Source organism: Desulfurella multipotens (genome assembly GCF_900101285.1).
Lineage (GTDB): Bacteria > Campylobacterota_A > Desulfurellia > Desulfurellales > Desulfurellaceae > Desulfurella > Desulfurella acetivorans.
The window spans coordinates 113,725-133,090 of the sequence record NZ_FMYU01000002.1 but is presented as its reverse complement, the minus strand read 5'-3'; the positions used below and the strand labels follow the sequence as shown (position 1 = coordinate 133,090).

Genomic DNA, 19,366 nt, shown 5'->3' with positions numbered 1-19,366 from the left:
TAGCTAATTAGGAGGTGAGTTAATGAATATAGGTGAGGTTTCACTAGTTATTATAGCGGTTGTTTATTTAGGTTTTGCTATATCGGGATTGGTTGCTTTAATTTTGGTTAAAAATCAATATAATAAATTACAAAAAAAAATTGATGAGATCAAACAAGAAATTCAACCATTTGTAGCTGATTCAAAAGATATGTTTTATAAAGCAACAGATATGATGAATATGTCAAAAGAAATACTTGTTAGTGTAAAAGAACTGTCAAATAAAGCAAAAGAAACACTTTCTGATATTTTAGATGGTGCAAAAGAAGCTTCAAATTCTGTTAGCAATCTTGTAATTGATACGAATAAGAAAGCAAAAGCTCACATTGAGTATGTATTTGATAGGGTAGAATCGATTGAAGAAAAGTTGGATGAGGTTTATGCATATTTGTTTGGTATAGTAAATTTTGTAAAAAAATTCAAAGGAGATAAAGATGAGTAAAAAATACTTACTGAGTATTGCATTAATTGGGGCTGCTGCAGCAAGTGCAGCAATAATATGGTTTTTGAAATCTGAAAAATCTAATGAAGCTAAAGATAAATTATCAACAATAAAAGATAGAAGTATTGAAACATTAAAACAGCAAAAGGAAAATATTGAAGAAAAAATAGAAAATCTGGCTTCAAAAATAGCCCAAAGCTCAAAAGAATTAATTGAAAAAGGTAAAGATTATATTGATGAAAAGAAGAAATTTTTAATAGAAAATATAGAAGAAGCTCAAAAAGCTATTCAGGAAGAAAAAGAACGCCTAAAAGAAATTAGGGCACGATTAAGAGAAAAACAAGAAGAAGAGGTTATATAAATTTTAATCAATAACCAGCAAAAGACTTACTTTGAGCATATAGCTTTTTTTGCCCTAATTATTGGGTTAGTTTATTTATTATTTTTTAAGGTAGTTTTTTTTACAGTAATTCTTATTTTTTCATACTTTTTAAGTGAAAGCATTTATCCTTTTGTTAAATTTACAAGTCGTATTGGCATCCCTGTGTGGGTTTCGTCACTTTTTGGTATTTTATTTGCATTATCTTTAATTGTGTTTATATTTTCTTTAATTGTACCTGTTTTAATACAACAGATAAACAAACTGGATAAATCTATACCTCAACTTATTGTAAACTTAGAAAATGTATTGAACCATTTGTATTATTCCATTCTAGCACGCTTTGGTTGGAGAAGAGAAATTATAGTTTTTCTAAATAATCTTGTTAGCAATATACAAACTTCTGCGCCAAGTTTTGCTTTGTCATCAATGTTCAGTATTATAAAGGGCTTAACTGCTCTTTCGGCATTAGTAATAACACCAATAATATCTTATTTTATGCTTGTTTCAAGAAACTACTATAGATCAAGTTTGAAAAAGTTTATATATTATGTTTTGGGTCAGCCATATCTAAATGTTTTTATACAAATTTACGAAATGAGTATAGGTTATATAAAAGGACTTTTAATTATAATATTGCTTGTTACAATTCTTACATATATTGGCTTTAAAATAGTTGGATTAGACTATTCCATTATATTTGCTATATTAAGCGGTCTCGCCTACATTGTACCATATATTGGAAGCATAGTAGCAATCATACCTCCACTTTTTCTTGCAATAGCTGTAAACAAAAGCTTACTGCTTACACTTGAAGTAGGAGTGGTTTTTATATCAATACACTTTATTATTGGAAATATCGTTGCACCCCTTATTTTTTCTAAAACAATAAACATAAATCCACTTCTTGCTTTGGTTGCTATAATATTTTTTGGCGAATTATATGGAATATTGGGCATAATATTTGCTATACCCATTACAGGCATTATTATGATTGTATATAAAAATTTTGAACCAATCCTAAAAAATCGAAGGGAACCAAATGATTAATTATAAAGATAGCGGAGTAGATATTGATAAAGGAAATAGGTTTGTAGAAAATATAAAAAAATTGTCAAAAGATTTGCCAAAAGAAGGTTTTATATCAACGATTGGGGGTTTTAGCAGTCTATTTAGCCTAAAACAGTTTGGGTGCGATTCAGTAATTGCAAGTACAACAGACGGTGTTGGCACAAAACTTAAAATTGCTTTTGCTACAAACAAACACGATAGCGTAGGTATTGATTTAGTTGCCATGAATGTTAATGATATAATAACAACAGGCATTATGCCAACTTTTTTTTTGGACTATATAGCATATAGCCACGTGGAAGATAAAGTATTGGAAGATATATTTAAAGGTATAACAGAAGGTTTAAAACAAGCAAATTGTGCTATTGCAGGTGGAGAAACTGCACAGATGCCTTCTATGTATAACGAAGGAGAGTATGATTTAGCGGGTTTTTGCGTGGGTATTGGAAAAAAAGAAGATTTATTTAAAGGTAATGTTAAAGAAGGTGATTGCTTAATAGGCATCGCATCAAGCGGTTTTCATTCAAATGGTTACTCTCTGATAAGAAAAGCGTTCTTTGAAATTGCAAAATATAAACTTGATACAATTGTAAACAATAAAACACTTGGTGAAATTTTGTTAACACCTACGCTTATTTATGTCTCTACTGTTAAACTTATAAAACAATATATAAAAGCTGCAGCGCACATCACAGGTGGGGGCTTTATTGAAAATATACCTCGCTGCCTTCAGGGGCTTGGTTGCGAAATTGACACAAAAACAATAAAAACACAGGAAGAATTTTTATTAGTTGCTGATATTGCAAAACTTTCAAAAGAAGAAATGTATAGGACATTCAATATGGGTGTTGGTTTTGTTGTAGTGGTTGATGAACATAATAAAGATATTGTACTTGAAACTTTACAATATAACAAAATAATAAGTTATCCTATCGGATATGTGGTTAAAGAAGGTGGGGTTTGTTTAAAATAGTTTGCATGTTATCTGGTAGAGGCTCAAATTTTAAAGCAATACTGGATAACATAAAAAATGGGTTTTTAAAAGCACAGATTGTTTGCGTTGTATCAGACAAACAATGTGCAGGTCTTGAAATAGCAAAACAAAATAATATCCAAACGATTTTTTTAGATCCAAAAGGTTTAACAAGAAAAGACTATGCTAAAAAATTAATTGATAACATTTTACCATATGAGCCTGATTTAATCGTGCTTGCTGGCTTTATGCGTATACTAGATGATAGTTTTGTAGATACATTTGAAGGTAAAATTTTAAATATACACCCATCATTATTGCCACTTTTCAAAGGCTTGCACCCACAAAAACAAGCGATAGAAGCTGGTGTTAAAATAAGTGGTGCAACTGTACATTTTGTTACAAATGAACTTGACAGTGGGCCCATTATAATACAAGGTGCAGTTAGTGTGCATGAAAATGATACACCAGAAAGTCTTGCTGATAGAATCTTAAAAGTTGAACACAAAATTTACTCAATGGCAATAAAATTTATTATTGAATCAAAGGTAACCTATATCAAAACACCTCAGGGTTCTAAAGCTCAGTTTAAAGATATTAAACAATCTGAAGATTTTATTATAAACCCTTATTAGAGGAGGCACTGCATGGAATTCGAACCTACAATTGGTTTGGAAGTTCATATACAGCTATTAACAGATAGCAAAATTTTCTGCTCTTGTTCAACAAAATTTGGTTTGCTTCCAAATGAAAATGTGTGTCCCATATGTATGGGTATGCCAGGCGTTTTACCTGTATTAAACAAAAAAGTAGTGGAATTTGCGGTAAAACTTGGTCTTGCTCTAAATTGCAATATAAACAAGTACTCTGTAATGGCAAGAAAAAATTACTTCTACCCAGATTTACCAAAAAATTACCAGATATCGCAATATGAACTGCCAATCTTAACTGGTGGTTATGTTGAGATTGAAGATGAGAATGGCTTTACAAAAATACCTCTTGAGCGTATACACATTGAAGAAGATGCGGGCAAAACAATACACACGCACGACTCAAGCCTCGTAGATTTTAATCGAACGGGCGTGCCTTTGCTTGAAATCGTATCGAAACCAGCCATAAGCACACCAAGACAGGCTTACGAATACTTAAGATCTTTAAGAAGGATTGTTAGATACCTTGGCATTTGTGATGGAAACATGGAAGAGGGTTCGCTAAGATGCGATGCAAACATATCAATTAAGCCCAAAGGTCAAACAGAACTTGGCACAAAAGTAGAAATCAAAAACATGAATTCTTTTAAACATGTCGAAAAAGCCCTTGAGTACGAAATTGAGCGCCAAATCCAAATAGTCATGGATAATAAAGAAATTGTTCAAGAAACCAGGCTTTTTGATGAAAAAACTTTTACAACAAAACCTATGCGCTCAAAAGAAGAAGCTTACGAGTACAGGTATTTTCCTGATCCAGACCTTGTTCCTATTGTTATTGAAGACAATTTTTTGGAGTTGATCAAAAGTGATTTGCCAGAGTTGCCTTTACAAAAATTTAACAGATTTATTAAAACTTACAATATCAAAGAAGAAGACGCAAAAACACTAATTGAGTCAAAAGAACTTGCCGATTTTTACGAAGAAGTTGCAAAAAAATCAAACCCAAAATCTGCCTTAAGCTGGGTTTTAACTGAAACATTAGGCTATTTAAATAAAGATAATAAGGATATTACACAGCTTTTAATAAAGCCCGACGACTTAGCTGAACTAATAAATTTAGTTGAAAATAATGTTATTAGTGGTAAAATAGCAAAAGAGGTCTTTGCAAAAATGTATGAAACTGGCCTTTCGCCAAAAATAATTATAGAAAAAGAAAATTTAACGCTTATTCAAGATACAGGAATTATAGAAAAAGCCCTGGATGAAGCAATAGCCAATAACCCCAAAGCAGTTGAGCAGTACAAAGCTGGAAAGAAAAATACAATAGGTTTTTTTGTAGGTGCTGTAATGAAAGCAACAAAAGGTAAAGCTGACCCCAAGATAGTCAATGAACTTATAATAAAAAAATTAGGTGAAATATGAGAACTATTATCCACTCAGGTCTCGTAATTGACCCCGCAAATAATATCCAAAAGATTGCAGATGTTGTAATAAATAACGATAAAATTGAACTTGTTGGAAATGCAAGCGGCATATCAATAGATAATGAAATTGATGCAAGTGGTCTTGTTGTCTGCCCAGGTTTTGTTGATTTACACACACACTTAAGAGAACCTGGTTTTACAAAAAAAGAAACTATCCAGACAGGTTCACTGGCTGCAGTAGCTGGTGGCTTTACAAGTATTTGCTGTATGCCAAACACAAACCCACCAATAGATAGTGAGCTTGTGGTATCCTACATTAAAAACAAAGCTTTAGAAGCAGGTTTTTGCGATGTTTACCCAATTGGGGCTATAACAAAAAATCAGGAAGGTAAACAGCTTTGCAATTATTTAAGCCTAAAAGATGCCGGTTGTGTTGCTTTTAGCGATGATGGTAAGCCAGTATTTGATCCTAATTTATTATACACTGCTTTGGTTTATACAAAGGATATTGGAACAGTTTTTGCTTTACACGAAGAAGAACTCGCCTTTTCAAAAGATGGCGTAATAAATGATGGCAAAGTAGCTTTTGAACTTGGTCTTAAAGGCATACCAAACATCTCAGAAAGCATCATGATAGCTCGAGATATAGAAATACTAAGATCAGTAAGCCAAGCTCGTTTACATATATGCCATGTTAGTGCAAAAGAATCTATAGAACTAATCAAAAAAGCCAAAAAAGAAGGTTTAAATATAACATTCGAAGTAACACCTCATCATCTTTCGCTAACAGAAGATGAGGTTTACAATTATAATACATACGCTAAAGTCAACCCTCCACTCAGGTCTAAAGAAGATTTAGATATGATTAAAAATGCATTTAAGCAAGATCTTGTAGACGCTATTGCAACAGACCATGCACCGCATGAGCTTGATACAAAAAACGTACCAATTCAAGAAGCAAGCTTTGGTATAAGTGGTCTTGAAACAGCTTTTGGTGTTGTAAATACCTATCTGGTCAAACAAAATATTATAAGCCTGCAAAAAGCTATAGAGCTTTTAACTATTAAACCTGCAAAAGTTTTTGGACTTGATGCAGGTACTCTATCTGAAGGTTCTTTTGCAAATATTGTTTTGCTTGATGTCAATAAACAATGGGTAGTAGATACAAATGAATTTAAATCAAAAGGCAAAAATACACCGTTTAATAATAAAACGCTGGTAGGAAGCGTAGAACAGACCATTTACAAAGGAAAAATTGTATATAGAAGGTGAGTTTTATGTTATTCAAAAAAAAGAAAAAAAACGAAGAAAAATGGATTAAATGTCCATCCTGTGGAGAAACTACCTATATTGATGAACTACAGCGTAATTTTTGGGTGTGCAAATGTGGCTATTATTTTAGGATATCAGCAAAAAATCGCATAAACATAACAGTTGATCCTGGCAGTTTTAAAGAATTTGATGCAAATATAAAAACAAAAGACCCCCTAAACTTTGTTGATCTAAAACCCTATAAAGATAGAATAAACGAAGCAATTGAAAAAACATCCAATAAAGAAGCCGTAATTTGTGGCACATGCACTATCAAAGATAAACCATGCGTAATTGTTGTTATGGATTTTTCTTTCCTAGGTGGCTCTATGGGCTATGCTACAGGTGAAAAAATAGTAAGAGCTATCGAAAAGGCAATAAAGCATAATCTACCGTTGGTTATTATAAGCTCATCTGGCGGAGCAAGAATGCAAGAAGGTATATTATCTTTAATGCAAATGGAACGCACTTCTTTTGCCCTAACAAAACTTGCCGAAAAAGGATTGCCTTATATATCTGTATTAACAGACCCTACAACAGGTGGTGTATCTGCAAGTTTTGCCATGCTTGGGGATATTATTATAGCAGAGCCAAAAGCATTAATCGGTTTTGCAGGTCCACGTGTTATTGAACAAACTATAGGCCACGCCCTGCCAGAAGGTTTTCAAAGATCTGAGTTTTTACTGGAAAAGGGTTTTATAGATATAATATGTGAAAGAAAAGACTTGCCTGACACCATAGCCAAATTTTTAGAATTTTTTTATAATGGACGATGAAACATTAGCTATTGAAAAAATTGACGCACTTAGAGGAATTAGCGAAAAAGAAGAAAGTTTTTATAGACAAAACAAGCAACCCCAGAAAAAACAATCACAAAAGAAAACCTCAAATAAATATAAAAAGCTTTTTTTAAAAAAATTTAAAAAAAATCTTGATAACTTTGAAATCGACCTAATTATAAAAGATGGTAAAAATATACTTAGATTTTATTCTAAAAAAAACCACAAAGAATTTTTTCAAGACTATGATTGTATTTGTGAGATTTTAAATTTTTGTCCAAAAGAAGAAAATCAAATAGGCGTAAATATTGATATTAATGTGTAATGTTTCTTTTTTGCGTATTTAAAAAATTATGGGATAGATTATTCTTAATTGAATCAAACAATAAAGAACTATTTGGTTTTGGTGCAGAAAATATTTTGCAAAAATTTTTAATAGAAAAAAATTATAAAGTGTTTTTCAATCGCATACTAAAAAGTCCTTACAACAAAAATCATTTTTTAGAAATAGATGCAATTTGTTATCATAACAACACAATATTTTGTATAGAAATGAAAAACTATAAAGGAACTGTGTATTATGCAGCAAATTTTAAAAATGATACATTCGATTCTTATAAAGAAAATAAAATTATACAACTAAAAACAGACAAACACTTAAATCAAACATATAAAGAATTACCGAATCCATTATACAAAACAATTCTTTTTACAAAACAGTTAAAGAAATATTTATTGCATTTAGATAATCGTTTTTCAACAATAAAGTTTATAAGTGTTGTTGTGTTTTTAAATTTATCAACTAATATTGATAATATAAGGTCATTTGATGATGGCGTAATATATTTATCTGAGTTAGATAAATTTTTAGATCAAAAATCAGGCAATGAAAAAAATAACTCGTGGGCTGTTCAAATATTAGAACAACTTCCCTCTTTTGACAAAATTATTACAATAAATAACCAGCCAATACAGGGAATTATTAAAAACAATATTATTGCCTGCCATAGACCAAACATAGAACTACAATTAAAAAACATTAAAACAATAAATATAAATCACACACTTACAAGTTGCAAATCTAAATTAAAAATCGAATATGTTGATTTTACAACTCGTGAGTTTGAATGCCAAAAGTTATTTATCAGTCTTGATAAATTTGGAACAATCCAAACACACAGACTATCAAATATTAAAAAAATTATAGTGGGAACACACACACTTAGACCGTTTTAGATTATCTTGGCAAAGCAAATGGTCCTACTACATAACCCCATGGATTTACATGTATTTCGTACTGTTGTTTATTTTTTCCTTCAATTGTAGCATAATAGGCAGTGCCCCTTGGGACCTGAATTTTTTGTATATTTATAATTTTATAATCTTTCATATTATTTGAATCAAGAAATTGTCTTATCATATCTTTTGCTTTTGCTTCGCCAATATTTTGGATCGGATACTGTGCTTGTCCATAACCTTTCATCATTGGACCAGGACACCCACCATAGCCAGAAGGGCCAGCAAACGCAAGACTGCAACTAAATATTACACCACTTATTGTAAGAACTAATTTCTTCATAGTATACCTCCCTGTTTATTTGTTTTTATAGTATAATAATCTATATCTAACAAATCTCAACAAAAATCACTCGTTTTTAAATTCTGGAATAAATTTTGCTAGTATTCGTAGCAGGAGGTAGGCTATGAAGTTTAAACATCTTGGTTTAATTGGTATAGCTTTTATGCTTGCTTCGTGTTCAAGCGCTCAAATTAAAGCTAATTACGAAAAGATGCCTCAATATGTAAAAGATCAACCATCCGTACAAGAAAGTGATAAAACTGCTTTGGGTTCTTTATGGAGTGATAATTCTTCGAGCCTTGTAAGCGACATCAAAGCTTCTCATGTTGGAGATTTAGTAACTGTAATTGTAAGCGAACAAACAGTAAGCAAAAATACTTCTCAAACACAAACAAGTGAATCCTCCTCGACAAATAGTGGTCTTACTACTTTGCTCGGCATGCAAAACCGTATTTTTAGCGCTTTGAATTTAGCAAGTGGTGGTGGCAACAATTTAGCTAATTTTGGTGGCTCAAATAGCTATAAAGGCTCTGGTACAAATCAATCCAGCAATACTCTGACTGCAACAATTGAAGCAAGAATCATAAAAGCATTACCAAACAATAGGTTTTTTATAAGAGGTGAAAAACAGGTATATACAAATGGTGAAGAAAATACAGTTGTATTAACTGGTATAATAAGCAAATATGATATTTCAAGCTCAAACACAATAGATTCCAACTTGATTTCCGATGCCAAGATATACTATAATGGCAAAGGTGTTGTAAGTGATACGCACAATATAGGATGGCTTGCAAAACTATGGCAACTCATAAGACCTTTTTAAAATTTTTGATTATAATAACGGTTATTTTGTATAGTGTAAACTCTTACGCAGCTGAAGTTAGAATTGGTGATATAACAAATGTTAGAGGTGTAAGGCAAAATCAACTTGTTGGATACGGTCTTGTAGTAGGACTTGCTGGAACAGGTGATGGAACAAACGCAAAGTTTACAATACAATCCGTTATTAATATGTTAAAGCGTTTTGACGTAAATTTACCACCAGCTTTAACAGCAAGTCTACAAACAAAAAATATTGCAGCGGTAATGGTAACAGCTAATCTTCCACCATTTATTAAAGAAGGTTCACGTATAAATGTAAATGTAGCTTCGATTGGAGATGCCAAAAGCTTACAAGGTGGCACACTTCTTATGACTCCATTGGTTGGAGCAAATGGTAAAGTTTATGCTGTAGCTCAAGGCCCATTATCTATTGGTGGTTTTAGTTTTGGAACAGCGGGGGGCAACGTAAGGCAAAATTTCCCTACAACAGCTATTATACCAGATGGAGCCATAGTAGAAAGACAGGTTGAAGTCGATTTATCCGGGATGGATAAATTGTATTTTGATTTGAATCATCCGGACTTCACAATGGCAAATCGAATACAGCAGGCAATTAATTCCCACTTTAAACAATATATTGCTCATGCAAATGATTCTGGAAGTGTTGTTGTTGATGTTCCTGATTTATATAAAGGCGATATAGTAGGTTTCGTATCAGCAATAAACCAATTAACAATTCAAAATGAAGTAAAACCAAAAGTAGTTATAGACGAAAGAACAGGTACAGTTGTTATTGGTGGTAATGTAACAGTTAATCCGGTAAGTGTGTCACATGGCAATCTAACCGTAACAATAAGCCCAAACAGGCAAGTTTCACAGCCTCCACCACTTTCAGCCGGTCAAACAACTGTTACACAAAATCCAACAATTACGGTTAATCAAGAACAAAGCCGTTTCTTAAATTTTTACAAAGGTGCAACAGTAAAAGACCTCGTTAATGCTTTAAATAAAGCTGGCGCTACGCCAAATGACATTATTGCTATACTAGAAGCATTAAAACAAGCAGGTAGCCTGAATGCATCACTTGAGGTAATGTAGATGAATGTTGAAAGTATTGGAACAATAAACCAAAACAATAATCATAATTTAGAAAAATTAAAACAATTATCAAAAGATTTTGAGGCAATCTTTATTGAAATGATGTTGAAAACTATGAAAATAGGAGAAGATAGCACACTTGGCAATTCGGCTGAAAATAGTATTTATAGGTCTATGTATCAAAATGCTTTGGCAAATAAACTTGCCGATACAAGTAGTTTTGGAATTGCAAATCTAATTTTCAACTCTTTAAAAAAAGCTATTGAAGAGACAAAATCTCCTAAAATTCAACAACCAATACCTCTTAATCAAAATAACTATATTCCTTTTAAAATAAACCTACCAAAAGACATTAAAGAAATTGTAAAACAGGCTTCTTTAATGTTTAAAGTACCAGAAAAGTTAATACTAAGTGTTATCAAAGCAGAATCAAACTTTAACCCAAAAGCAGTTTCTCCAAAAGGTGCAGCAGGATTGATGCAACTTATGCCCCAAACTGCTCAAAGTCTTGGTGTAACAAATGTATTCGATCCAATACAAAATATTATGGCTGGTACTAAGTACTTAAGTGATTTGATCGCAAATTTAAAGAGCATTCCACTTGCTTTGGCAGCATATAACGCAGGTATTGGCAATGTTAAAAAATTTAACGGAATACCTCCATTTAAAGAAACTGTTCAATATGTTCAAAAGGTAATTTCTTACTATGAAAAAGCTTAAATTTTTATGCTATCATCCGATATTTAGACTAAGGAGGTGAAAAATGAAAATCATAGATGTGCTTGGTTCAAATATAGAGGCTCTAACAAACCAGAACAAAATTCAAAAAAATAAAATTCAACAAAATAACCAAATTGATAGCGATAAAAGAAGTGTATCGCAAGATAGCATCGATATTTCGCAAGTAGCAAAAGTTTTAGCAAACATATCAAATATTGAAACAAACCATCAAAAACGCCTTGAAGCAGTTCAAAAAGCTTATGAAAATGGCACATATAAACCAAACCTTACTGAACTAGCAAAAAACATACTTGAGGAATTAAAAAATGGATAAACAAATTGAGTTATGCATTAATACTATAGTAACTAGCTATGAACGTTTAATAGAGATTTCACGCAAAGAAAGGGCTTGCCTTATTACAGTTGATACAGATGGAATTTTGTCAATTCTTCAAGAAAAAGAAACTTATCTAAATATTATAAATACAAATCTCAATAAACTAAAAGAATTAGGCGTTTCAAAAGCTATTATATCAAAATATGAAAGCAAAATTATTGAAATTTCAAGTAAATTTCTTTACGAAAATAGCATAAATGAGAAAATTGCAAAACAACATTTAGCTTTTTCAACTTCCATGCTAAATTTGTATGCAAGCTTCATGCAATTGAATCAAACATATAATAACAAAGCTTATATACCATACAAATCAAATTTTACAAGGACTATATAAAGATGCCTTCTATTTTTGACGGTCTCTACATTGGAGTAAGTGGACTTAATGTCTCACAAAATGCGCTAAATATAACAGGTAATAATATAGCAAATGCCAATACGCCAGGATATACTAGAGAATCACCAAATATAGTTGAAAAATACCCTCAAATAACTCAAATTGGTGCTTTTGGTTTAGGGGCACAGATTAATTCAATTACATCTGCAAGAAACCAGCTTTTAGACAATACGCTAAATCAACAATTAAATTTACAATCCTACTATCAAACATTAAATGACCAACTTACGCAAGTGCAAAATTTATTCAATGAACAAAACAATACCGGTTTAAATACAGCTCTAAATAATTTTTTTAATTCTTGGCAATCACTTTCTTCAAACCCAGATCTGGCGACAGCACGCCAGCAAGTTATCCAAAGCGGTTTGACACTTTCTCAAACTATTCAATCAACATATAATTCACTACAGCAATTGCAAAATAACCTTTACTCACAAATGACATCATATGTAAATCAAATTAATACTTTAGCTAAAAATATAGCAAATATAAACTACGAAATAAAACTAGCCACTCTTGCACCAAATCAAACTGCAAATACACTTATAGATCAAAGAAATCAGTTAATTCAGCAACTCCAAAAGATTGCAAATGTAAATGTATTTAACACATATGCTCCATCTCAGCAAAACCAAACCCTCTCAACTTCTCAAGAAGATCTTACAATATTAATTGGCGGTTTACCGCTTGTATCTGGAACCACTTATAATAAACTTATAACGAAAACCACTAATGGTCAAAATAACAATGTTTTTTTTCAAGATGCAATTGGAAACCTCACAGATATAACAAACCAGATATCCCAAGGAAGCCTTGGGGCTGTTATACAATTGGCTTCAAAAAAGCTTCCAGATTATATGAATAGTCTAAATACCCTTTCAAACTCTATTATAAACCAAGTAAATATTCTACACTCAGGTGGAAGCGGATTAAGTGCATATACACAAACGCAAAGTACATACGAGCTTAATAGTGCATCAAATTCAATTACCGAATCAGAAGAAGCGGGGGTAAATCTACCTCTAAAGAGTGGGACATTAAGTGTAAATGTCTATGATTCGAATAATAATCTTGTAAATACAGTTTCTATACCAATAACTTCAAATGATAGTTTTGATAATATAAGCAAAAACTTTAATAATATTCTTGGTCAATATGGCATTTCGATGAGTTTATCTGGTATAAATCAAGGCTATGTACAAATTATATCTAACAATGGATATACGTTTTCATTTGCTGGCGATACTTCTAACTTTTTAGCTGCTGTCGGTATAAATACATTTTTTACTGGCACAAACGCTTCAAATATAAGCGTTAATCCGGTAATTGTAAATGATCAAAGCAAAATTGCTGCAGGCAAATCTATGTTGCCTGGTGATAACTCAAATGCTTTGGCTATAGCAAACTTACAAACGCAAAACGTAATGATTTCAAACACGCAAACAATAAACCAATACTACAACGCATTTTTAGGCAAAATTGGCTCTGATGTCCAGGCAAACCAAAACCTTTTAAGTGCCCAAAACGCTCTTGTTACACAAACACAAAACTTAGTATCATCTCAAGAAGGCGTATCATTAGATGAAGAAGCTGCAAATCTAATTAAATACCAGATGGCTTATCAAGCATCTGCACGATTTATAAGTGTAATTGAACAAGTAACGCAATCTTTAATCAATATGGTGCAGTAGGAGTGTGTTATGAGAATAACACAAGATATGCTATATAGCAACTTTTTATCAAATATAAACAATGTAAATACTCAACTGTATAACACACAAACTCAAATGGCCACTGGGAAAAGTGTCAATAACCTATCAGATAACCCAATAGCACTTTCGCAAATTTTAACTATAAGCGATATACAAACACGGTTTGATCAATATAAATCGAATATAAATTATGCAAACTCTTTACTTTCAGCTCAAGATACTGCAACACAAAATATCAGCCAGCTTTTGCAAAATTCTGGTTCTTTGATTATTCAAGCTGCAAATGCTACAAACGACATAGCAAGTAATACTGCTATCGCCCAACAACTCCAGGCAGTAGAAGCAGAAATTAAAAACAGTGCAAATACAATGTTTGGTGGTAACTATTTATTTAGCGGATTTTTGACAAATACAGCACCCGTGCAAAATATTACGCAACAGGCGGCGATTATAAATAATCCTTCAAACAATGCTTTTCAGATTACTACTTCAAAAAACTTTGGAGATTTAAATCAGTTTCAAAGTGGTACTTATACAGTTAATATTACTTCAGGAAAACTCTCAATTACAGATAGTAATGGCAATGTAATATCAATAAGCTCAGACGGCATTGATAGATCAAGCGCAGGCGGCGATGTTCTATCAAATTCTGCAGACATCTCAAACCTTTTACAAACTGGAGGTTGGTTTAATACAGGTAGGGGAATAAAAATTTATATACCAAAAGGCGCAAGTGGAAGTTTTACCTTTTCTTATTCTCCAGGTGGAAACAATGTCTACGTGGGAGATAACAACAATCTAGCTATAGCTTACTCTGACGGTTTAAATACACCAATAACCATTAATGCAAAAGACATGCTCTATATGCAGCATCAAACCCTTCAATCAAACAACTTGCTGCTAAACTCTTCAAATGACCCTGCAACTGCTCAAACAAAACTTGTAGATTTGCACTTGGCAAACGCTTTATCAAATGTAGCTTTACAAACTGGACAAAGGATAGTGCTAACAGGAATAGATCACAACGGTAATATTGTTTCTGGTCCAGCTTTTTTAGTATCTGCTAATGCAACAGTATCTCAACTATTAAATTACATAACTCACCTTAGTACTCAAGAAGTTTTACAAAATAATACAACTTTAACTCTTTCAGATGGTACAATTGCAAATGGTACTACAACTATTAGCCAACTTACAAATGGTAGCGCAATCATAATTAGAGGTTTAAACCATTCTGGAATGAGCACAACAATATCATTTTCTGCTAACACCACAGTTTCTGCAATGCTTACAAGTATCGGTAGAGTATTTAATGTTACAGCTACCATAAATCATGGCATAATACACATTGCTGACAATAAAGTAGGCTCAAGCGTATTAAATATAGCAATACAAACTAAATCAAACTCAATACCAGTATTTGGTCTGTTTAACTCAATAAGCCATGGCATTTCAAATGCATTTTTGGGCACAGTATCTGCATGTATCCAGCACGGCAAAATTGTAATACAAGATCTAAGAGGTGGGACAAGTAAACTTAATTTATCCATTAATGTTGTCAGCTCAGCTAATATATTTGGTGTATTTAACACTATACAGCAAGGCGGTGGTATAGATGTATTTGATGCATTTGACAATGCCCAGGCTGCAATACTTGGGCAAAGTGTAAATCAAATCTCAAAAGCAACTGGCTTTAGTGCGGGATCTACACTTATGCCAACTATTTCTGGCTATTATACAGGTAATAATTCTCAAAATTGGACATTTAGCGTATCTGGTAGCTCAAGTGATATTACAGCTTCCCATACAATTACAATTATGGATTCAAAAAACCAAAATATCGGCAAAATTACAATGGGTGTTGCAAGTGGGATATTTAAAATAACCGTTTTAGACTCAAAAAATAATGCAATTGCTTCTTATGCAACAGCTGCAAATTCAAATGATGCTATTGCAAGCTTTTTAAATACTACACAAATTCAGTTACCAGATGGACTAAATTTAACTTTAGCACCACAAAAAATAAATGGCACCTATGTAACCCCTTTATTAAAAAATGGCGATTCGTTTTCTATTAAACTTACAAACATGCTTCAACAATCAATAACTAATATTCAAGATTCTCTATCTCAAGTAGATGCAAATCGGTCGGTTATTGGTGCCTATGAGCAGCGTATGCAACTTGCGCAAAAGCGCATTGATAATACTTCTTTATCTAATGCTCAAACATTATCCAACCTACAAGATGCAAACTATGCAAAAATAATTAGTGATTATCAAAGAGAAATTACGATTATGCAGGCTTTATTACAAAGTTTTGCTAAAATTAACCAATTAAGTTTGTTTAATTATCTCTAAAAAGTTAGGCTACTTGAAAATAACCATCAATACCTAATTTGTAGGCATAATCAAGTATATTGTTCCATTGAGAATTATTTAGTTTTTTTGATAGTTCTGGATATAAAGAAGCTTTGTATGCAGGAAAATACTGCCTCATTAAAGAAATTGTGGGTTTGTCTATATTGTCTACAATCCAATCCAAAACTTTTTTTGAATTTTCGATATTGTTTGGTAAAACCAAATGTCTTATAATCAGTCCTTTTATAGCTAAATTGTTTTTTAATATTAAAGGACCTTTTGTTTCTTGCATTTTTATAATTGCTCTTGTAGCTACCTTAAAATAATCAGACACACCAGAATACTTGTAAGATAACTCATCATCTGCATATTTTAAATCAGCTAAATAAATATCAACATAATCGTTTAGATATTCAATAACTTCCACTTTATCATAAGAGCTTGTATTGTAACAAACTGGTATGTTAAAACCTTTTTGTCTTGCAATTTCAATAGATTTGCAAATCAAATGAACAAAATGAGAAGGTGTTACCAAATTAATATTGTGAGCTTTTCTATTTTGCAATTCTAAAAAAATATCAGCAAGTGCATATTCATCAATTGTTTTATAAGCGCTTTTTAACTGACTTATTGGATAATTTTGACAAAACACACAGGCCATATTGCAACCTGCAAAAAACACAGTACCACTACCATAATTTCCGCTAATTGGAGGTTCTTCGCCAAAATGTAAATTAAAACTCGCTATTTCAATTTTATTGTTTGTTTTACACAAACCAGTTTCTATATTGCGATTTGTCTTACAGTTTCTTGGGCACAATCTGCAAGAAGTGCCTACAAGTTTTTCAATATCAAGCAAAGCCAAGCCACCTCATGTAATCTTCTATACCAGATTCTATATCGTACTTTGCTACAAAACCCATTTTACTTGCAGATAAATTCATATCAGCCAATGTTTGGTCCTGATAAAATTGAGTGTAGGGATTTTTTATATATTCTGGTTCTAAGTTTGTTTTTAAAACTTTATTTAAAACTTCCACAATTTTATTGAAAGTTGTAGGTTTACCAGTGCCCACATTATAAACACCGGATGGTGCTTCCATAGCTTGCAAGTTTGCCTCAACCACATCTTTAACATAAATCTGGTCTCTAAATTGCTCTCCAAATTCAAATATGCGCGGTCTTTTGCCTTCTTTCATTTGCAAGGCTAACTGATAAATCATACTTGCTGCTTTGCCTTTAAAAGATTCCCTGGGACCATAAACATTAAAGTATCTCAAACCCACACATTCTAAATCATAATTTTCTGCGTATTTTCTTGCTATATTTTCCATTATATACTTTGAAAACGCATATGCATTTTTTGGGTCTCTTTGAGAATTTTCACTCATAGGGATAGTACCCTTTCCATAAACACCAGCACTTGATGCATAAATAACTTTGGCTTGAGAATTTATAGCTAACTCTAGTACATTTCTAAAACCTTCAATATTGCTTCTTAGCATCTCTTTATCGTCTGGATATGTTGTATCAGTATTTGAAGCCTCATGAAAAATATAGTCTGGTTCAAAATCTAAATAATGCTCCCAATCAAAATTTTTAATAGATATATCTGCGACTACAACATCTCCTTCAAAACCTTCAAGATTTTTGTAGACACCTTTGGAAAAATCATCAACAACTGATATATTATCAGCCATTTTTTGAAGTGCAAGAGCTAAATTTGATCCAATAAAGCCAGCACCACCTGTAATTAATATATCCACACATCCCTCCATAAAAAAAGGGAGAGGTTTATTTTAAAAACCCCTCCCTTGCTAGATTTTCGCTAAACCTTAAATTACTTAATTCCTGCCCATTTCTCAAGCATATCTGTAGTAACAGATTTTGGTCTTTCAATTGCATATCCAAGTGCTCTATCCCATACAAGGTTGGCAAGAACACCTAATGCTCTTCCGATACCAAACAATACTGTGTAGAAATCATACTCTACAACACCATAATGCCATTGGATGCAACCAGAATGTGCATCAACATTTGGCCATGGATCCTTTACTTTGCCAAGTGAAGACAAAATCGGTGGAACTACTTCAAAAAGCATTGAAACAACCTGGAAGATTGGGTCATCTGGCATATGCTTAAGTGCAAATTCCCTTTGGGCCATATAGCGTGGGTCTGTTTTTCTTAGAACTGCATGACCGTATCCTGGTATTACCTGACCGCTTGCCAATGTTTCTTCTACGAATTTCTTCAATTCTTCTTTGGTTGGAACCTTTCCACCTAGTTTCTTATCTATGGTTTCTTGTATCCATTTTAATACTTCCTGGTTTGCAAGACCATGCAATGGCCCAGCAAGACCGCACATAGCAGCAGAATATGCATAGTATGCATCAGATAATGCTGATGCCACAAGGTGAGCAGTATGAGCCGAAACATTGCCACTTTCATGATCTGAGTGCAGTATAAAATACAATCTTGCAACATCATCGTATGGTTTATCAATACCCATCATATTAGCAAAATCACCACCTAAATCAAGATCAGGGTTTGATGGTATATGTGTATCACTTTTATATTTCATTCTATATATATATGCACCAAGTGAAGGTAACTTTGCCATCAGATCCATTGCATCTTCAAACATTGGTTCCCACGCTGTGTTTTTGTTAAATTTACCAGCGTTGTAGTATGCTGCAAATTTTGACTCTCTTTGCATTGCTAAAATACCAGCTGCAAACATGGTCATTGGGTGAGTATCCCTTGGCATAGCTTTTAAAGTATCTTTTACATACTCAGGCAAAGCTCTTCTCTTTTTGAACTCTTCTGCTACTTCTTTAACTTCTTTTTCTGTTGGGATATCACCTGTTAACAGTAAATAAAAATGACCTTCAACATAAGGCATCTCTGCACCTGGAACTTTTGGCAATTTTTCTAATACTTCTGGGATTGTGTAACCACGAAATCTAATTCCTTCTTCTGGGTCCAAGTAAGAAATATCAGTTACCAAACACTTAATACCTCTCATCCCACCAATAGCCTGCGAGATAGTAACCTCGTCAATTTTTACATTACCAAACTCTTTGAGAAGCCTAGTAGTGCGTGGTCTGTGCTGAGCGATTTTCTCAGCTAATTTTTCCTTTAAAAAGGACATATCAAACCTCCTTACGTAAAATTTCTAATTAACAATTTACTCTTAATAAATTGTTTGTCAATAT

Annotated in this window: 21 protein-coding genes; 17 read left to right on the top strand and 4 right to left on the bottom strand. The window is 32.5% G+C overall.

Annotated elements, in window-relative coordinates; genetic code table 11:
- The first annotated feature begins 22 nt into the window (after nt 1-22).
- Genes BLQ93_RS01915 through BLQ93_RS01870 form a run of 10 tightly spaced genes read left to right on the top strand, consistent with a single transcriptional unit; the run spans nt 23 to nt 8,304 of the window.
- Complete coding sequence (locus BLQ93_RS01915) at nt 23-481, top strand: LapA family protein (protein ID WP_025392622.1); 459 nt, start codon at nt 23-25, stop codon at nt 479-481.
- Nucleotides 474-842 carry a hypothetical protein gene (locus BLQ93_RS01910; protein WP_092127801.1) on the top strand — a complete coding sequence of 123 codons (369 nt, stop codon included), beginning with the start codon at nt 474-476 and terminating at the stop codon, nt 840-842. The genes BLQ93_RS01915 and BLQ93_RS01910 overlap by 8 nt, the downstream gene beginning before the upstream one ends.
- Nucleotides 843-1,910: an AI-2E family transporter gene (locus BLQ93_RS01905; protein ID WP_092127799.1), complete on the top strand. Its 1,068-nt coding sequence runs from the start codon at nt 843-845 to the stop codon at nt 1,908-1,910. It abuts the gene before it with no gap.
- Entirely contained in the window at nt 1,906-2,904 is a 999-nt protein-coding gene (purM, locus tag BLQ93_RS01900) for a phosphoribosylformylglycinamidine cyclo-ligase (protein WP_092127835.1), read from the top strand. The genes BLQ93_RS01905 and purM overlap by 5 nt, the downstream gene beginning before the upstream one ends.
- Nucleotides 2,892-3,539 (top strand): phosphoribosylglycinamide formyltransferase, encoded by a 648-nt coding sequence (purN, locus tag BLQ93_RS01895; RefSeq protein WP_216818719.1) that lies wholly within the window; start codon nt 2,892-2,894, stop codon nt 3,537-3,539. The genes purM and purN overlap by 13 nt, the downstream gene beginning before the upstream one ends.
- 12 nt (nt 3,540-3,551) lie before the next feature.
- Nucleotides 3,552-4,976 carry an Asp-tRNA(Asn)/Glu-tRNA(Gln) amidotransferase subunit GatB gene (gatB, locus tag BLQ93_RS01890; protein WP_092127797.1) on the top strand — a complete coding sequence of 475 codons (1,425 nt, stop codon included), beginning with the start codon at nt 3,552-3,554 and terminating at the stop codon, nt 4,974-4,976.
- On the top strand, nt 4,973-6,250 hold the full coding sequence (locus BLQ93_RS01885) for a dihydroorotase (protein WP_092127795.1): 1,278 nt from the start codon (nt 4,973-4,975) through the stop codon (nt 6,248-6,250). The genes gatB and BLQ93_RS01885 overlap by 4 nt, the downstream gene beginning before the upstream one ends.
- 5 nt (nt 6,251-6,255) lie before the next feature.
- Entirely contained in the window at nt 6,256-7,065 is an 810-nt protein-coding gene (gene accD / locus BLQ93_RS01880; protein WP_025392628.1) for an acetyl-CoA carboxylase, carboxyltransferase subunit beta, read from the top strand.
- Nucleotides 7,055-7,393 carry a hypothetical protein gene (locus BLQ93_RS01875; RefSeq protein WP_092127793.1) on the top strand — a complete coding sequence of 113 codons (339 nt, stop codon included), beginning with the start codon at nt 7,055-7,057 and terminating at the stop codon, nt 7,391-7,393. The genes accD and BLQ93_RS01875 overlap by 11 nt, the downstream gene beginning before the upstream one ends.
- Nucleotides 7,393-8,304 (top strand): nuclease-related domain-containing protein, encoded by a 912-nt coding sequence (locus BLQ93_RS01870; protein ID WP_092127791.1) that lies wholly within the window; start codon nt 7,393-7,395, stop codon nt 8,302-8,304. The genes BLQ93_RS01875 and BLQ93_RS01870 overlap by 1 nt, the downstream gene beginning before the upstream one ends.
- Nucleotide 8,305: 1 nt before the next feature.
- Here the strand turns inward: BLQ93_RS01870 and BLQ93_RS01865 are convergent, their stop codons facing one another.
- Complete coding sequence (locus BLQ93_RS01865; RefSeq protein ID WP_025392631.1) at nt 8,306-8,647, bottom strand: hypothetical protein; 342 nt, start codon at nt 8,645-8,647, stop codon at nt 8,306-8,308.
- Nucleotides 8,648-8,771: 124 nt separating this feature from the next.
- Between BLQ93_RS01865 and BLQ93_RS01860 the strand changes: the two genes are divergently transcribed.
- Genes BLQ93_RS01860 through BLQ93_RS01830 form a run of 7 tightly spaced genes read left to right on the top strand, consistent with a single transcriptional unit; the run spans nt 8,772 to nt 16,151 of the window.
- The gene (locus tag BLQ93_RS01860; RefSeq protein WP_092127789.1) at nt 8,772-9,473 is read left to right on the top strand and encodes a flagellar basal body L-ring protein FlgH; all 702 of its coding nucleotides are present in this window, start codon (nt 8,772-8,774) and stop codon (nt 9,471-9,473) included.
- On the top strand, nt 9,449-10,570 hold the full coding sequence (locus BLQ93_RS01855) for a flagellar basal body P-ring protein FlgI (protein WP_092127787.1): 1,122 nt from the start codon (nt 9,449-9,451) through the stop codon (nt 10,568-10,570). The genes BLQ93_RS01860 and BLQ93_RS01855 overlap by 25 nt, the downstream gene beginning before the upstream one ends.
- Nucleotides 10,571-11,290 (top strand): lytic transglycosylase domain-containing protein, encoded by a 720-nt coding sequence (locus BLQ93_RS01850; protein WP_216818718.1) that lies wholly within the window; start codon nt 10,571-10,573, stop codon nt 11,288-11,290. It abuts the gene before it with no gap.
- A gap of 43 nt (nt 11,291-11,333) precedes the next feature.
- On the top strand, nt 11,334-11,624 hold the full coding sequence (locus BLQ93_RS01845; protein WP_025392635.1) for a flagellar biosynthesis anti-sigma factor FlgM: 291 nt from the start codon (nt 11,334-11,336) through the stop codon (nt 11,622-11,624).
- Nucleotides 11,617-12,021 (top strand): flagellar protein FlgN, encoded by a 405-nt coding sequence (locus BLQ93_RS01840; protein ID WP_025392636.1) that lies wholly within the window; start codon nt 11,617-11,619, stop codon nt 12,019-12,021. The genes BLQ93_RS01845 and BLQ93_RS01840 overlap by 8 nt, the downstream gene beginning before the upstream one ends.
- A 2-nt stretch (nt 12,022-12,023) precedes the next feature.
- On the top strand, nt 12,024-13,772 hold the full coding sequence (gene flgK, locus BLQ93_RS01835) for a flagellar hook-associated protein FlgK (RefSeq protein WP_092127785.1): 1,749 nt from the start codon (nt 12,024-12,026) through the stop codon (nt 13,770-13,772).
- 9 nt (nt 13,773-13,781) lie between these two features.
- Nucleotides 13,782-16,151: a flagellin N-terminal helical domain-containing protein gene (locus BLQ93_RS01830; protein ID WP_092127783.1), complete on the top strand. Its 2,370-nt coding sequence runs from the start codon at nt 13,782-13,784 to the stop codon at nt 16,149-16,151.
- Between the two features lie 4 nt (nt 16,152-16,155).
- Here the strand turns inward: BLQ93_RS01830 and BLQ93_RS01825 are convergent, their stop codons facing one another.
- From BLQ93_RS01825 to BLQ93_RS01815, 3 genes are all read right to left on the bottom strand, one after another.
- A complete protein-coding gene (locus tag BLQ93_RS01825; protein WP_216818717.1) occupies nt 16,156-17,010 on the bottom strand; it encodes a radical SAM protein in 855 nt (284 codons plus the stop codon).
- Complete coding sequence (rfaD, locus tag BLQ93_RS01820) at nt 17,003-17,917, bottom strand: ADP-glyceromanno-heptose 6-epimerase (RefSeq protein WP_092127781.1); 915 nt, start codon at nt 17,915-17,917, stop codon at nt 17,003-17,005. The genes BLQ93_RS01825 and rfaD overlap by 8 nt, the downstream gene beginning before the upstream one ends.
- Before the next feature lie 74 nt (nt 17,918-17,991).
- A complete protein-coding gene (locus BLQ93_RS01815) occupies nt 17,992-19,302 on the bottom strand; it encodes a citrate (Si)-synthase (RefSeq protein ID WP_092127779.1) in 1,311 nt (436 codons plus the stop codon).
- Nucleotides 19,303-19,366 lie beyond the last annotated feature (64 nt).

Bases quoted from the DNA above. Each gene is read 5' to 3' on its own strand.
- BLQ93_RS01865 (WP_025392631.1), bottom strand. From the start codon at position 8,647: ATGAAGAAATTAGTTCTTACAATAAGTGGTGTAATATTTAGTTGCAGT.
- BLQ93_RS01860 (WP_092127789.1), top strand. From the start codon at position 8,772: ATGAAGTTTAAACATCTTGGTTTAATTGGTATAGCTTTTATGCTTGCT.
- BLQ93_RS01840 (WP_025392636.1), top strand. From the start codon at position 11,617: ATGGATAAACAAATTGAGTTATGCATTAATACTATAGTAACTAGCTAT.
- gatB (WP_092127797.1), top strand. From the start codon at position 3,552: ATGGAATTCGAACCTACAATTGGTTTGGAAGTTCATATACAGCTATTA.
- BLQ93_RS01875 (WP_092127793.1), top strand. From the start codon at position 7,055: ATGGACGATGAAACATTAGCTATTGAAAAAATTGACGCACTTAGAGGA.
- BLQ93_RS01850 (WP_216818718.1), top strand. From the start codon at position 10,571: ATGAATGTTGAAAGTATTGGAACAATAAACCAAAACAATAATCATAAT.
- BLQ93_RS01910 (WP_092127801.1), top strand. From the start codon at position 474: ATGAGTAAAAAATACTTACTGAGTATTGCATTAATTGGGGCTGCTGCA.
- accD (WP_025392628.1), top strand. From the start codon at position 6,256: ATGTTATTCAAAAAAAAGAAAAAAAACGAAGAAAAATGGATTAAATGT.
- BLQ93_RS01915 (WP_025392622.1), top strand. From the start codon at position 23: ATGAATATAGGTGAGGTTTCACTAGTTATTATAGCGGTTGTTTATTTA.
- BLQ93_RS01845 (WP_025392635.1), top strand. From the start codon at position 11,334: ATGAAAATCATAGATGTGCTTGGTTCAAATATAGAGGCTCTAACAAAC.
- BLQ93_RS01855 (WP_092127787.1), top strand. From the start codon at position 9,449: ATGGCAACTCATAAGACCTTTTTAAAATTTTTGATTATAATAACGGTT.
- BLQ93_RS01815 (WP_092127779.1), bottom strand. From the start codon at position 19,302: ATGTCCTTTTTAAAGGAAAAATTAGCTGAGAAAATCGCTCAGCACAGA.
- BLQ93_RS01885 (WP_092127795.1), top strand. From the start codon at position 4,973: ATGAGAACTATTATCCACTCAGGTCTCGTAATTGACCCCGCAAATAAT.
- flgK (WP_092127785.1), top strand. From the start codon at position 12,024: ATGCCTTCTATTTTTGACGGTCTCTACATTGGAGTAAGTGGACTTAAT.
- BLQ93_RS01870 (WP_092127791.1), top strand. From the start codon at position 7,393: ATGTTTCTTTTTTGCGTATTTAAAAAATTATGGGATAGATTATTCTTA.
- BLQ93_RS01830 (WP_092127783.1), top strand. From the start codon at position 13,782: ATGAGAATAACACAAGATATGCTATATAGCAACTTTTTATCAAATATA.